The sequence below is a fragment of the Amycolatopsis arida genome, from assembly GCF_900115565.1.
GTDB classification, from domain to species: Bacteria; Actinomycetota; Actinomycetes; order Mycobacteriales; family Pseudonocardiaceae; genus Yuhushiella; species Yuhushiella arida.
Genome location: NZ_FOWW01000004.1, coordinates 367,200 through 380,768, shown reverse-complemented (window position 1 = coordinate 380,768; position 13,569 = coordinate 367,200). Strand labels below are relative to the sequence as shown.

Sequence of the window (13,569 nt, the reverse complement as noted above, 5' to 3'; positions counted from 1 at the left end):
GCCGCGTCACCACCCGAGCGCCGCGAGCACCTCCCGCTCGACGATCGGCGTCATGGTGCGCACGTAGGTGGCGCTGAGGTGGTTGTCGTCCAGGTACACCAGCACGTTGCCGATCGCCGGCGGGCAGACCGTCTCGGTGCAGAGATAGTCGGTGAAGTCCAGGAACGTCACGTTCGCCGGCGGGTCGGGGATGCCGGACCAGGGCGGTTCGGCGGAGTACAGCTCGGCACGCGGCGTGGCACAGCGCGGGTCGTCGACACCGTGCTGTTCCACGCAGGCCGACGGCTTGAAGTCGTAGCGCGGGTTGTCCCGCACGGCCAGCACCGGGATCCCGGCACGCTCCAGCGTCCGCCACTGGGTCACGAAGCCAGGCGGGGTCTGCTCGGTCAGGCCCACCCGCACCTCGCGGCTGGCCAGCGTCACCACGGCGTCCGGTCGAGTGCCGACGATCTCCTGGACGACGTCGGCGTTCCAGTCGACACAGCGCTGGTCACCCGGGCGGGCCTCCGAGTCGGTGGAGAACGGGCACGCACCCCGCAGCATCGCGGTGACCTCCCAGTTCCGGTCCTCCGCGATCGGGACCAGCGCGGCCAGGTACTGCTCCACGTGCGAGTCGCCGACGACCACGATCCGGCGGTCGGGCACGCCCTCCACCCAGTTGCGGCACATCCGCAGGTCGGGGTTGCGTGGGGAGATCGTGCAGTCCTGGTTCGGAATGATCGCCCAGTCCTGGGGCACCCCGACGAACGACGGCACGAGCGGCACGTCGTCGGCGCCCCAGTACTCGAACCCCGGCTCGCGGGCCAGCGCGCCGGGGTGGTCGGGGTCGTCGGTGGTGAGCGCGTAGGCGCTCGCCTTCTCGATGGCGACGACCTGCCAGGCGGCGGCGGTCAGCAGCACGGGCGCGAGCATGAGCACGCCGAGCCGGTAGGCGGGCCAGGAGCGGCCACCGGCGGGCGACCACCGCCGGACCGGTGTCTCCACGAGGTGGTAGGTGAGCACGGACAGCCCCAGGGACACCCCGATGACGACCGCTCCGCCACGCAACCCGACCCGCTCCTCATCGCGCGCGACGAGGTAGAAGAGCAGGACGGGCCAGTGCCAGAGGTAGAGGGCGTAGCTGAGGTTGCCCAGGTACTCCAACGGGCGGGTCGACAGCAACCGGTCGGCGCCGCTGCGGCTGCCGGTCGCGCCGGCGGTCACCACCGCCACCGCCGACAGCGTCGGCCACAACGCCGCCCACCCCGGAAACACCGTGCCCACCTGCAGCACCAACCCGCACGACACCAGCCCGACCACACCCAACCAGCCCAGCACCCACCGGGCTACCCGGGGCAGCCGAACCGCGTCGATCACCAACGCCAGCAACCCACCCAGCGCGAACTCCCACACCCGGGTGGCCGAGTGGAAATAGGCCATCGGCTGGTCCACCGCGGTCAACCACACCGACACCGCCAGGCTCCCGGCGAACACCACACCGAACACACCCACCAGCACCGGCCGCAGCCCACGCCGCAACCGCACCGCCAGCAACGCCAACCCCGCCACCAGCACCGGCCACACCACGTAGAACTGGCCCTGGATCGACAACGACCAGAAGTGCTGCACCACACTGGCGGTGTTGTGCTGGGCGAAGTAGTCGGTCGAGTCGGCGACGAGCTGCCAGTTCTCCAGGTACAGCGCGGAGGCCACGACCTCGCGGATGGTCTGGAACCAGCGGCTCTCCGGGAGGAGGACGAAGCTGACGGCCATCACCGCCAGCAGCACCGTCAACGCCGCCGGGAACAACCGCCGAATCATCCGACCCCACATCGGCCGGAACCGGATCCCACCCCGCGCACACGACCGCACCAACTGCCCGGTGATCAGGAACCCCGACAACACGAAGAACACGTCCACCCCACCGGAGACCCGGTCCAGCCAGACGTGGTAGACGACCACCAGCAGCACGGCGAGGGCGCGCAACCCCTGCAGTTCGGGGCGGTAGCGCCGGGGCTCGGGCCGGGCACCCCCGGACGGAGCAACGCGCAGGACCTCCGATCCAGGCAGACTCATGCGCGCGGGCCTCCGTTACTGCACGACCGGGTGAAGGTGGCCACCTGTCGGGTGGCACACGATGATTGCACGCTCAACAGCGCGGTCCCGCGTGCAGGTGCGCCACCGGTGGCACGCGGTCACCACCGGGATAACACGCGGGCACCACCGGGATAGGTTGTCGGCGTGGCCGCCGAAACTCCACCGGTCGCCGTCCGCCGCGCGCGGATCGGCGACGTCCGCACCATCAAGCAGTTGGTCGACTCCGACGCGGGCCGGGTGCTGCTCGAGAAGGAGCTGGTGACGCTCTACGAGGACGTGCAGGAGTTCTGGGTCGCCGAGCTCGACGGCAGGGTGGTGGGCTGCGGCGCGCTGCACGTGCTGTGGGAGGACCTCGCCGAGATCCGGACGGTCGCGGTCGACCGGGCGATGCGCGGGCGCGGGATCGGGCACGCGCTGGTGGGGCGGCTCATCGACCTGGCCGGTGAGCTGGGCCTCACGCGGATCTTCGTGTTGACGTTCGAGACGGAGTTCTTCGCCCGGCACGGGTTCGCCAAGATCGAGGGGACGCCGGTGCCGCGCGAGGTGTACGAGGAGATGCGCCGGTCCCCCGACGCCGGGGTCGCCGAGTTCCTCGACCTGCCGTTCGTGAAGCCGAACACGCTGGGCAACACGCGGATGCTGCTCCACCTGGGCAAACACCCTTCGTGATGCCCTGAACGGGCGAATCACCTCGAAGTGGGGTGAAGTTCACCGGCATTCCGCCGGTCAGCGGTAGATCTTGTCGGCGGTGGGCTCGACGCTGATCGCACCCGCGTCGGTCGCAATCAGCGAGGGAGCCCTGCCATGACCCGAACCACCCCGCGCTCCGGTGCCCGCCAGCTGGCCGGTGTGGGCGCGATCGCCCTGTCCGTCGTGCTCGGCGCCGGCACCGCACAGGCGGTCGACGCCAGGACGGTGACCGATCGGTATCTGTTCGAGATCTCGCTGAGCCGGTTCGCCCAGGTGCGCGCCGACCGGCCGCACGCCGGCGTGCTCGACTGGTCGTCGGACGCGTGCTCGTGGTCGCCGGACAAGCCGCTCGGGTACGACTTCACCAGGGCCTGCCACCGGCACGACTTCGGGTACCGCAACTACAAGCGGCAGAGCCGGTTCACCGAGACCAACCGCAAGCGCATCGACGACAACTTCTACGGCGACATGAAGACCATCTGCGCGGGCCGCTGGCAGTGCGACAGCGCCGCCTGGACCTACTACCAGGCCGTCCGCAAGTTCGGCGCCAGCTGAGCGATCCCGCCGCCCACGTACACGACCGAGGAGCTCGCCCTCATCGAACGCGCTCCATCAATGCCCAGACACCGGTCGACGGGTTCCGGCGGTGGGCCGCGGTCCAGTCCGCGGTGCGTGCCCTCGCCCGTTCGATCGCCGTCTCCACACCCGGAGCGAAGTCGGTGAACCGCAGGTCGGCCTTGTCGTAGTGCGGCACGTGCCGGACGAGCCGCCTGGCGAGGTTCGAGGCGGGGTGGGCGGCGGGAGCGCCGATTCTCCCCGCGGTCATCGGGAGAGGATGTCGTCGACGACATCCTGCCGATCCACCACCGGCACCGCGCCGTAGCTGCCGCCGAGGTACTGTCGAGGGCCTCCAGCACGTGGGGCAGCAGGACCAGCCAGTTCCGCGTCCCCGCCGACTCCTCCTCCAGCCCCAAGCGCTCGCCTTGCCCTGAGTGCGAGAGCTTGAGCTCGGTCCGGGGCCAGCGGGCGGACAGCAGGTCCGACGGGGAAACGGCCGGGAGGCGAGACAGCCCCTGTTCTGATCGGAGAATGATCCGCCGCTGTTGAGCTCCGCGGATACCGCATGAGCGCTTTTCCCGTCGTAGACGACGTAGCCAGGAGCTCGCGACTCGCTCGCCCCTTGCCGTTCCTCCACATGGATGTCGGTGATGCCCACGTCGGCCGCGGCGAGCAGCGACAGCAGCCGGGTTTCACCGCCTCTCGTACCGGTAACCGCACGAGAGGCCGCAAAGCACCTCCGATCCGGTGGTTACGGTGCGTCCTCGCTGGGGGCGGCGGGGGGCTCGGTGCCGCGGATGGTGGCCAGCACCGAGTCCAGATCCTCGGGCTTGACCAGCACGTCGCGGGCCTTCGAGCCCTCCGAGGGGCCGACCACTCCCCTGGTCTCCAGCAGGTCCATCAGCCGCCCGGCCTTGGCGAAGCCGACGCGGAGCTTGCGCTGCAACATGGAGGTCGACCCGAACTGCGAGGTGACCACCAGCTCGGCGGCCTGCAGCAGCACGTCCAGGTCGTCGCCGATGTCGGGGTCGATCTCCTTCTTCTCGCCGGCCTTCGCGGCGGTCACGCCCTCCGTGTACTCCGGCTGCGCCTGGTCCTTGGTGAACCCCACCACCGCGGAGATCTCGTCGTCCCCGACGAACGCGCCCTGCACCCGGATCGGCTTGCCGGCTCCCATCGGCAGGTAGAGCGCGTCGCCCATGCCGATCAGCTTCTCCGCGCCCGGCTGGTCCAGGATGACCCGCGAGTCGGTGAGCGACGACGTCGCGAACGCCAACCGCGACGGCACGTTCGTCTTGATCAGCCCGGTCACGACGTCCACCGACGGCCGCTGCGTGGCCAGCACCAGGTGGATCCCCGCGGCGCGAGCCTTCTGGGTGATCCGCACGATGGCGTCCTCCACGTCGCGCGGCGCGGTCATCATCAGGTCGGCCAGCTCGTCGACGATCGCCATGATGTACGGGTACGGCCGGTACTCCCGCTCGCTTCCCGGTGGCGCGGTGATCTCTCCGGCCCGCACCTTCCGGTTGAAGTCGTCGATGTGCCGCACCCGGTTGGCCTGCATGTCCTGGTACCGCTGCTCCATCTCCTCCACCAGCCAGGCCAGCGCCGCCGCGGCCTTCTTCGGCTGGGTGATGATGGGCGTGATCAGGTGCGGGATCCCCTCGTACGGGGTCAGCTCGACCATCTTCGGGTCGATCAGGATCATCCGGCACTCGTCCGGCGTCGCCCTCGACAGCAGCGACACCAGCATCGAGTTGACGAAGCTCGACTTACCGGAACCGGTCGACCCGGCCACCAGCAGGTGCGGCATCTTCGTCAGGTTCGCGGTGACGAAGTGCCCCTCGATGTCCTTGCCCAGCCCGATGACCATCGGGTGGTTGTCCCGCACCGCCTCCGGCGCGCGGAGCACGTCGCCGAGCCGCACCATCTCGCGATCGGCGTTGGGCACCTCGATGCCGACCGCCGACTTCCCCGGGATCGGCGCCAGCAGCCGCACGTTGTCGGTGGCCGCGGCGTAGGCGATGTTCTTGGTCAGCGCGGTGATCTTCTCGACCTTCACCCCGGGGCCGAGCTCCACCTCGTACCGGGTCACCGTCGGCCCCCGGGTGAAGCCGGTGACCTGGGCGTCGACGTTGAACTGCTCGAGCACCCCGGTGATCGCCTCGATCATCGCGTCGTTGGCCTTGCTGCGGGTCTTCGGCGCGTCACCGACCTCCAGCAGGTCCGCCGGGGGCAGCTGGTAGTCGCCCTCCACCGTGCGGGTCACCGCGAGCGCGGCGCGGGCCTTCGCCGGCGGCTCGGCGGGCCGCGCCCTGGCCGCCGGTGCCGGAGTGGGAGTCGGGGTCGGCGCCGGGGCGGGCGGCTCCGCCGGGACGTCGCCCGCGCTGGCGCCCTGCCGCCGCCGGGACGGCTTGCGCAGCCGCACGGCCGCCGGGTCGACCTCGGTGACCGGGTCCTCGCCGGACCGCCCCCGGCCCTTCCCGCTCCGCTCCTCGGCCAGCTCATCGGGGTCCATCCCCCACTCGCGCAGCCGGCGCGGCACCTGCCGCACCGACGTGCCGGTGAACACCAGCACGCCGTAGCCGAGCACGAGCACCAGCAGCGGCACCGCGACCCACGGCGTGACCCCCTCGGCCAGCAGGCCACCGCCCAGCCAGCCAAGCCAGCCGCCGGCGTACATCTGGTCCTCGAACGCCTCCGGCCGGCCGCTGAACAGGTGCAGCAGGCCCAGCAGGGAGAGCGTGACCAGCAGCGCGCCGATCACCATGCGCGGCCGCGTCTCCGGCCGCGGCTCGGAGCGCATGAGCGCCACGGCGACCACGAACAGCACCAGCGGCAGGGTCACCGCACCCGCACCGAACACGCTGCGAGTGCCCACGGCCACCCACTGCCCGACCGGCCCCGCGGCCTTCCACCACACGCCGACCGCGGCGACGAGGCCGAGCGCGATCAGCGCGAGCGCGAGCCCGTCCCGGCGGTGCTCGGCCTCCAACTCCCGGCCCCGCCCGACCGTCCTGGCCAGCCCGCCGACGCCCTTGGCCAGCAGGCTCCAGCCGCCCCGCACGGCCTGGGCGAAGGCACCGCCGGACGAGCGGCGGCGCGTGGCCGGCCGGCGGGCCGCGGACCGGGACCGGCCACCGCCACGGGAGCCGCGGGCAGGCGCCTTCCGGCTCCTGCCGCCTCGTGCCGTGCCGCGCCCTTTCGTCACCGACCCGCTCGCCATGCCTCCTACGGTAGCCCCCTGAGGCCCACGAGTTCACCGTCGCCACACCGGCCCCAGGCCAAACATCCGCGGCCCGGCGGCGAGGTACGGCCGGAACCGCCGATACCGGCCCGGCGGGGCCTTGGCGCCATGCCATGCTCTGCACCATGTTCGCGCGTGACAGCGACACACCCCAACCCGACACACCCCAACCCGACACGACCGAGGTCGACGAACCCGAGCCGGGCGACATCCGGCCACCGGCGGTGTGGCGGACCGTACTCGCCCTCGACGCGGGCCTGGTGCGCCTGGTCGGGCGACTGCGGGTCACCGGTGGGATACCCCGCGAGCTGCGCGGGCGCCCGCTGCTGATGGCGGCCAACCACATCGGCGTGTTCGACGCCTTCGTGCTGATGGCGGCCTGCCGCCGGATCGGTCTCGCGCCGCGCTTCCTGCTCGCCGGCGGCCTGCTCGACACACCGGTCCTCGGACGGGCGCTGCGGGCCAGTGGGCACCTGCGAGTGGACCGCGGCAAGGCGGCGGCCATCGAGCAGTTCGCCGCGGCCGTCGAGGCGTTGCGCGCCACCCGCTCGCCGATCATCGTCTACCCCGAGGGCCGAATCAGCCACGACCCGGGGCTGTGGCCGGAGCGGGGCAAGACCGGCGCGGCCCGGCTGGCGCTGGCGGCCGGCGTGCCGGTGGTGCCGATCAGCCAGTGGGGCGCGCACGAGGCGGTGTACTGGGGCACGGAGACCGTGAGCAGGCCGGCCGACATCCTGCCGCTGGCCCGGTCCGGGCTCACCGCCCCGCTGCGCCGGCCCACGCTCCGGGTGCACTTCGGCGAGCCGGTCGACCTGAGCGAGTTCGCCGAAGGGCGGCCCGGCAGCGCCGTGCGCGCGCACGCCAGGATCATGCGGGCGATCACCGAGGGCCTGGTTCCGCTGCGCCGCGACGAGCCCGACCTTCCCCGGTTCCACGACCCCACCCGCCCCACCGACACCGTCAGCCCCTGGAAACCCCAGCGCTGACCGCCCCGGCACCGACCCCGACGGAAACCGCGCGGCACCGACCGGCCCAGCCGCCCGTCCCCGGGCAGCCACGGCCCCCACGGCACCCACCGCCACCACGGTCCCTTGGTCACACTCGACGCCACCACGGGGACCTCCGGGGGCACCCCCCTCTCCCCCACCACCCCACGCAGACGCCGCGCGGCACTGTGCTTGCTCAACGCTCCCCTACCGCGCGGCTTCGCCGTCGTCGCGCAGCGGGGCCCATCGGGAGCCGTGGTGGCACGCGGCGTCCCCGCGCCCGAGCTTGGCGGTCGTTGCCGTGGGGGCATGGCCTCCTCGCGGCTTGCGATAACCGGTGAACATGGATGACCGGTTAGCGAAATCAGGTACCGGGAGATGTCGTCGGCGACCTACCCTTCGGCGCGTGACCACCGACGTCTCCGCTCCCCCACGGCCGTTCAGCCCGAGCCAGGCCCGTGGCCTGCTGCTGATCCTGCTCGCCTCGGTCTGCTTCGGCAGCTCAGGAGCGATCGGCAAGCCGGCCATGCTCGCCGGGCTCGCGCCGGAACAGGTCGCCGCGGCCAGGATCGCCCTCTCCGCCGTGGTGCTGGCGCTCGGCGTCGGACTCGTCCGGCCGGCGCTGCTGAGGGTGCGCCGCGGGGAGTGGAGGCTGCTCGCCGGGTACGGCCTGCTCGGGGTGGCCGGCGTGCAACTGCTGTACTTCGTGGCCGTCTCCCGTGTTCCGGTCGGCGTGGCGATCCTGCTGGAGTTCACCTCGCCGGTGCTGGTGGCGTTGTGGGTGCGGTTCGTCCGGCGGGTGCGGCTGCCCAGGGTGATGTGGGCCGGCATCGGCCTGGCGATGCTCGGGCTGGCGATGGTGGCGCAGGTGCACCAGGGGCTGCGGCTGGACGGGCTCGGGCTGCTCGCCGGGCTCGGCGCCGCGCTGTGCTCGGCCGCGTACTTCCTGCTCGGCGAGCACGGGGTGGCCAGCCGGCACCCGCTGGGCATGGTCACCTGGGGAATGATCATCGGTGCGGTCGCGGTCTGCGCCGTGGCTCCCCCGTGGACGTGGCCGACCGAGGTGCTCGCCGCGCCGGCCGCGTTCGGCCCGTGGCGGCCGCCGGTGTGGCTGCTGCTGGTCGCGGTGGCGCTGGTGTCCACCGTACTGGCCTACCTGGCGGGGATCACCGCGCTACGGCACCTGCCGGCCTCGGTGGCCAGCGTGCTCGCGCTGGGCGAGCCGCTGGTCGCGACCGGCCTGGCGTGGGCCACGCTCGGCGAGGCGCTGACCTGGCCGCAGCTGCTCGGCGCCGCGGTGCTGCTCGGCGGTGCCACCGTCGTGCAGCTCACCTCGCCCGGCAAGCGGCCGCCCACCCCGGCCGAGCCGCTGCCCGAGCCGACCGTCAGACCGGAATGACGGTGGGGACGATCATGGGCCGGCGGCGGTAGGTCTCGGCGACCCAGCGGCCCACCACCCTGCGAATCGCCTGCGCGATCCGATGGGTGTCGGTGATCCCCTCGACCTCGGTGCGGGACAGCTCCATCTCCACCAGCGCCACCGCCGCGTCCAGTGCCTTCGGGTCGTCGGAGAAGCCGCGCCCGGACACCGTGGGGCGGCTCACCGCCCTGCCCGTGGTGGAGTCCACCGCCACGGTGATCGCGATGAAGCCGCCCTCACCGAGGACCAGCCGGTCGGACAGGGTGGACTCGCCGACGTCGCCGACGGACAGCCCGTCGACGTACACGTGCCCGACCCCGACCCGCCCGGAGACGCGAGCCTTCCCGTCCACCAGGTCGACCACCACGCCGTCCTCGGCGATCACGACGCTCTCCGGGTCCACGCCGGTGCGCACCGCGAGCTCGGCGTTGGCCCGCAGGTGCTTCCACTCGCCGTGCACCGGCATCACGTTGCTCGGCCGCACCGCGTTGTACAGGTACAGCAGCTCACCGGCCGACGCGTGCCCGGACACGTGCACCTTCGCGTTGCCCTGGTGCACCACGTGCGCGCCGAGCCGGACCAGGCCGTTGACCACGCCGAACACCGCGGTCTCGTTGCCCGGGATCATCGAGCTGGCCAGGATCACGGTGTCACCGGCCCGGATGGAGATCTGCCGGTGCTCGCCGCGGGCCATCCGGGACAGCGCGGACAGCGGCTCGCCCTGCGAGCCGGTGGAGACGAACACGACCTTGCTCTCCGGCAGCGCCGCCGCCTCGTCCAGGTCGACCAGCAGCCCCTCGGGCATCCGGAGCAGGCCCAGCTCGGCGGCGATGCCCATGTTGCGGGCCATCGACCTGCCGACGAACGCCACCCGCCGGCCGTGCTCGGCGGCCACGTCCAGTACCTGCTGCACCCGGTGCACATGGCTGGCGAAGCACGCGACGATCACCCGCTGGTCCACCCGGCGGATCACGTCGTCGAGCACCGGCCCGATGTCCCGCTCGGGCATCACGAAGCCGGGTACCTCGGCGTTGGTCGAGTCCACCAGGAACAGGTCGACGCCCTCGGCGCCGAGCCGGTAGAACCCGGCCAGGTCGGTGAGCCGGCCGTCCAGTGGCAGCTGGTCGAGCTTGATGTCGCCGGTGTGCAGCACCACCCCGGCCGGGGTGCGAATGGCCACCGCGAGCGCGTCCGGGATGGAGTGGTTGACCGCGAAGAACTCCAGGCCGAACGCGCCCACGTCGCGGCGCTCACCCTCGCGCACCTCGTGCAGCGCCGGGCGCTGCCGGTGCTCCCGGCACTTGGCGGCCAGCAGCGCCAGGGTGAACCTCGAGCCGTAGACCGGCAGGTCGGGCCGCATGCGCAGGAGGAAGGGCACCGCGCCGATGTGGTCCTCGTGCCCGTGGGTGAGCACGAGTGCCTCGATGTCGTCGAGCCGGTCCTCGATGGCCCGGAAGTCGGGCAGGATCAGGTCGACGCCGGGTTGGGCGTCCTCGGGGAAGAGCACCCCGCAGTCGACGACCAGCAACCGGCCGTCGTACTCGAAGACCGTCATGTTGCGGCCGATCTCGCCGATCCCACCGAGGGCGACGACGCGCAGGCCGCCGGGCGGCAGCGCGGGCGGGGGATTGGCCGGTCCGGGTGCCTGCGGGGCCAGGTGTGGGTTGAGTGTCAAGGTGTTCCGTTCGCTCCTCACTCGACGGGCAGGGGCGCGCCGGTCGCTCCGCTCCGCGGGGCCGTGACCGGCGCCGGCGCTGAGGTGACCCCGGTCGTGCCGCACACGGCGGGTGTCAGGGGTGGATCGTGCCGACGCTGGTGTGCGTGGTCGGCGCCACGTAGGCCGCGGCCGAGTCGGCGTGGGCGACCCTGGCGCTGTGCCAGTCGGTCGCCGACGACGTCTCGAGCGGCACCCCCGCCTGGGTCAGGTCGGCGGCGATGGCCTGGACCTGCTCCTCGGTGGCGGGCACGATCGGCAGCCGCGGCTCGCCGGCGTCGTAGCCGCGCAGCCGCAGCGCCGTCTTGCCGAACACGACGCCGCCCACACGGGAGAACGCGCGCAGCACCGGCAGCATACCGCGGTGGTTGGTGCGAGCCGTGGACGTGTCGCCGGTCTCGTACGCCTCGATCATCGCCGCGATCCGGCCGGCGACGACGTGGCCGATGACGCTGACCACGCCGGTGGCGCCGACCGACAGCCATGGCAGGTTCAGCGCGTCGTCCCCGGAGTAGTAGGCCAGGTGCGTGTTGGCGATGACCTCGCTGCCGGCCAGCAGGTCGCCCTTGGCGTCCTTGACGGCCAGGATCCGCGGGTGCTCGGCGAGCCGGCGCAGGGTGTCCACCTCGATCGGCACCACCGACCGGGGCGGGATGTCGTAGAGCATCACCGGCAGCTCGGTGGCGTCGGCGACCGTGGTGAAGTGCGCGTACAGCCCGGCCTGGGTGGGCCGGGAGTAGTACGGGGTCACCAGCAGCAGGCCGTGCGCGCCGGTCTTCTCCGCCTGGCGGGCCAGCTCCATACTGTGCGCGGTGTCGTAGGTGCCGGCGCCGCTGACCACCGTGGCCCGGTCGCCGACCGCCTCGACGACCGCGCGCACCAGGTCGGCCTTCTCCTTGTCGCTGGTGGTGGGGCTCTCCCCGGTGGTGCCGTTGACCACCAGGCCGTCGTTGCCCAGGTCCACCAGGTGCTCGGCGAGCTCCTGCGCCCGCTTCAGGTCCAGCGCGCCGTCGGCGTCGAAGGGGCTGACCATCGCGGTGAGCACACGGCCGAACGGACGGCCGGGTGCGGCGGAGGGTGGAGTGACCATGTGCTGACGGTACCTCGTCACGGCGCCGACTCCGCCGCCCACCGGCCGGTTCGACACGATCACCCGGCGATCCAGCGGGCGGGCGGACGATCCACGCCGAGGGAAGGTGGGGTGCGGAAACCCTGCACCGCTACTTCAGGTCCACCACCACGGACTTGGTGAGCTGTCCCCTGGCGCTGCCGACGAAGCAGTGGATGGCGCGGGTCGGGTTGGCACCGCTGCCGGTCGGGTTCTCGGCCCACTCCTTCTCCGTCGGGACGAGCGCGCGGTACTGGAGCTGGGCCGGGTCATTCGGGTTGACCCGACCGCCGTGGAAGGCAGTCGAGCACCACCGCTCGGCAAGTTCGCGCAGTCGCTCCTCCCCGGGGTACTTGGCGACCGTGGCATCGCTGCTCGACGACGAGGAAGCCAGCGGCAGGCCGTTGAGCGAGGCGTACAGCTGCAGGTAGTGCGGGTCGTCGCAGTCCACCCAGTTGCTGTCCACGAGCCAACCCCCGGTCAGCTGGGTGTTGAGGCACCAGTCGGAGCCGCTGGTCCTGCCCAGCTCCGTGATGGCACCGCCCTCCCCGTAGGTCATCGTGGGCAGCATGGCGTTGTCCGTGGGCGGCGAGAAGATCCACCTGCCGAGGAACAGCCCGGCCACCAGCAGCACCACGGCGGCGGTACCGGCGACCAGCAACACGGTGCGCTTGGCCGGGTTGGCCGGGTTGGCCGGTGGGGCCTGGCCCGGCAGCGGCGGCGTCGGGCCGCCGGCCGGGGACAGCATCGTCGGCGCCTGGCCGGGGTAGGGCATCGTCTGGCCGCCCGGTGGGGTGGACTGGCCCTGCTGCGCCGCCGCCATGGACAGTAGGCCGTGGGCCTGGGCCACGGTGATCCGGGCCTCCGGGTTGGCGATGAGCAGGCTCATGATGGCCGAGGCGAGCGGGCCCTGCGCGTGGGTCAGGTAGGGCACCTCGTGCAGGATCGCGTGCAGCGTGGCGGCGGTGCTGGACCGTTCGAACGCCACCGTGCCCTCCACGGCGAAGAACAGCGTGGCGCCCAGTGACCACAGGTCCGACGCGGGCAGCGCCTCCCGGCCGGCCACCCGTTCCGGGGCCATGAACGCGGGCGAGCCGACGAGCATCCCGCTGGTGGTCAGCCGGGGGTCGTCCACGGCCTGGGCGATGCCGAAGTCGGTGAGTTTCACCCGGCCACCGGGGCCGACCATGATGTTGCCGGGCTTGACGTCGCGGTGCACGATGCCGGCCTCGTGCGCGGCCTGCAGTGCGGAGAGCACCTGCAGGCCGATCGAGGCGACCTGGTGCGGCGGCATCGGCCCGTGCTGGCGGACCAGGTCGGACAGCGTCGGCGCCTCGACCAGCTCCATCACGATGAACGTGGCGTCCCCGTCGGCCACCACGTCGAACACGGTCACCACCGCCGGGTCGTTGAGCCGCCCACCGGTGCGCACCTCGCGCAGCACGCGTTCCTGGAAGACCTCCGTGTCGTCGGCGCCGTCGGGCAGCCGCAGCTCCTTGACCGCCACCTGCCGGCCGATCACCGTGTCCTCGGCGCGCCAGACGATGCCCATGCCGCCCCGGCCCAGCTCGCCCCGCAGCACGTAGCGCCCGGCGATCGTCCGGGGCGTGGTCGCGGCGGGCGCCGGCTGGGTCTGCTGCTGGGTCAGCTCGTCGGTCACGGGGGTGGGCCTTTCGTCGGTCGGGGCAGCATCGTAGCGACGGTGAGGCCGCGCTGGTGTTCCGACCACCACGGGTGCCGCACGGTTCCGCCCCTCCCCCGCCCCGGTCA

The 13,569-nt window shown here is 72.4% G+C and carries 10 protein-coding genes; 4 read left to right on the top strand and 6 right to left on the bottom strand.

Features of this window, described 5'->3' with window-relative positions; all coding sequences use genetic code 11:
* Positions 1-6: 6 nt before the first annotated feature.
* Positions 7-2,055: an acyltransferase family protein gene (locus BM051_RS14855; protein WP_092530720.1), complete on the bottom strand. Its 2,049-nt coding sequence runs from the start codon at positions 2,053-2,055 to the stop codon at positions 7-9.
* 165 nt (positions 2,056-2,220) lie between these two features.
* Here BM051_RS14855 and BM051_RS14850 point away from each other — a divergent pair, with 165 nt between their 5' ends.
* A complete protein-coding gene (locus tag BM051_RS14850; RefSeq protein WP_092530719.1) occupies positions 2,221-2,745 on the top strand; it encodes an amino-acid N-acetyltransferase in 525 nt (174 codons plus the stop codon).
* A gap of 135 nt (positions 2,746-2,880) precedes the next feature.
* The gene (locus BM051_RS14845) at positions 2,881-3,321 is read left to right on the top strand and encodes a phospholipase (RefSeq protein ID WP_092530718.1); all 441 of its coding nucleotides are present in this window, start codon (positions 2,881-2,883) and stop codon (positions 3,319-3,321) included.
* Between the two features lie 40 nt (positions 3,322-3,361).
* Here the strand turns inward: BM051_RS14845 and BM051_RS14840 are convergent, their stop codons facing one another.
* A complete protein-coding gene (locus tag BM051_RS14840) occupies positions 3,362-3,592 on the bottom strand; it encodes a hypothetical protein (protein WP_092530717.1) in 231 nt (76 codons plus the stop codon).
* Between the two features lie 483 nt (positions 3,593-4,075).
* Positions 4,076-6,550, bottom strand: coding sequence for a DNA translocase FtsK (locus tag BM051_RS14835; protein ID WP_092530716.1), 2,475 nt, complete (start codon positions 6,548-6,550; stop codon positions 4,076-4,078).
* Between the two features lie 134 nt (positions 6,551-6,684).
* On the opposite strand from BM051_RS14835, the gene BM051_RS14830 reads away from it, so the two are divergent.
* Together BM051_RS14830 and BM051_RS14825 are read left to right on the top strand one after the other, a co-directional pair.
* Complete coding sequence (locus tag BM051_RS14830; RefSeq protein WP_092530715.1) at positions 6,685-7,557, top strand: lysophospholipid acyltransferase family protein; 873 nt, start codon at positions 6,685-6,687, stop codon at positions 7,555-7,557.
* 406 nt (positions 7,558-7,963) lie between these two features.
* Positions 7,964-8,956 carry an EamA family transporter gene (locus tag BM051_RS14825; RefSeq protein WP_243859640.1) on the top strand — a complete coding sequence of 331 codons (993 nt, stop codon included), beginning with the start codon at positions 7,964-7,966 and terminating at the stop codon, positions 8,954-8,956.
* On the opposite strand, the gene BM051_RS14820 is transcribed toward BM051_RS14825, so the two are convergent.
* From BM051_RS14820 to BM051_RS14810, 3 genes are all read right to left on the bottom strand, one after another.
* Entirely contained in the window at positions 8,943-10,577 is a 1,635-nt protein-coding gene (locus BM051_RS14820; RefSeq protein WP_092530897.1) for a ribonuclease J, read from the bottom strand. The two genes, BM051_RS14825 and BM051_RS14820, sit on opposite strands and share 14 nt — an antisense overlap.
* A gap of 190 nt (positions 10,578-10,767) precedes the next feature.
* Positions 10,768-11,781 (bottom strand): 4-hydroxy-tetrahydrodipicolinate synthase, encoded by a 1,014-nt coding sequence (dapA, locus tag BM051_RS14815; protein WP_092530896.1) that lies wholly within the window; start codon positions 11,779-11,781, stop codon positions 10,768-10,770.
* 130 nt (positions 11,782-11,911) lie between these two features.
* Positions 11,912-13,459, bottom strand: coding sequence for a serine/threonine-protein kinase (locus BM051_RS14810; RefSeq protein ID WP_243859639.1), 1,548 nt, complete (start codon positions 13,457-13,459; stop codon positions 11,912-11,914).
* Between the last annotated feature and the right edge of the window lie 110 nt (positions 13,460-13,569).

Bases quoted from the DNA above. Each gene is read 5' to 3' on its own strand.
- BM051_RS14835 (WP_092530716.1), bottom strand. From the start codon at position 6,550: ATGGCGAGCGGGTCGGTGACGAAAGGGCGCGGCACGGCACGAGGCGGC.
- BM051_RS14840 (WP_092530717.1), bottom strand. From the start codon at position 3,592: ATGACCGCGGGGAGAATCGGCGCTCCCGCCGCCCACCCCGCCTCGAAC.
- BM051_RS14830 (WP_092530715.1), top strand. From the start codon at position 6,685: ATGCTCTGCACCATGTTCGCGCGTGACAGCGACACACCCCAACCCGAC.
- BM051_RS14845 (WP_092530718.1), top strand. From the start codon at position 2,881: ATGACCCGAACCACCCCGCGCTCCGGTGCCCGCCAGCTGGCCGGTGTG.
- BM051_RS14855 (WP_092530720.1), bottom strand. From the start codon at position 2,055: ATGAGTCTGCCTGGATCGGAGGTCCTGCGCGTTGCTCCGTCCGGGGGT.
- dapA (WP_092530896.1), bottom strand. From the start codon at position 11,781: ATGGTCACTCCACCCTCCGCCGCACCCGGCCGTCCGTTCGGCCGTGTG.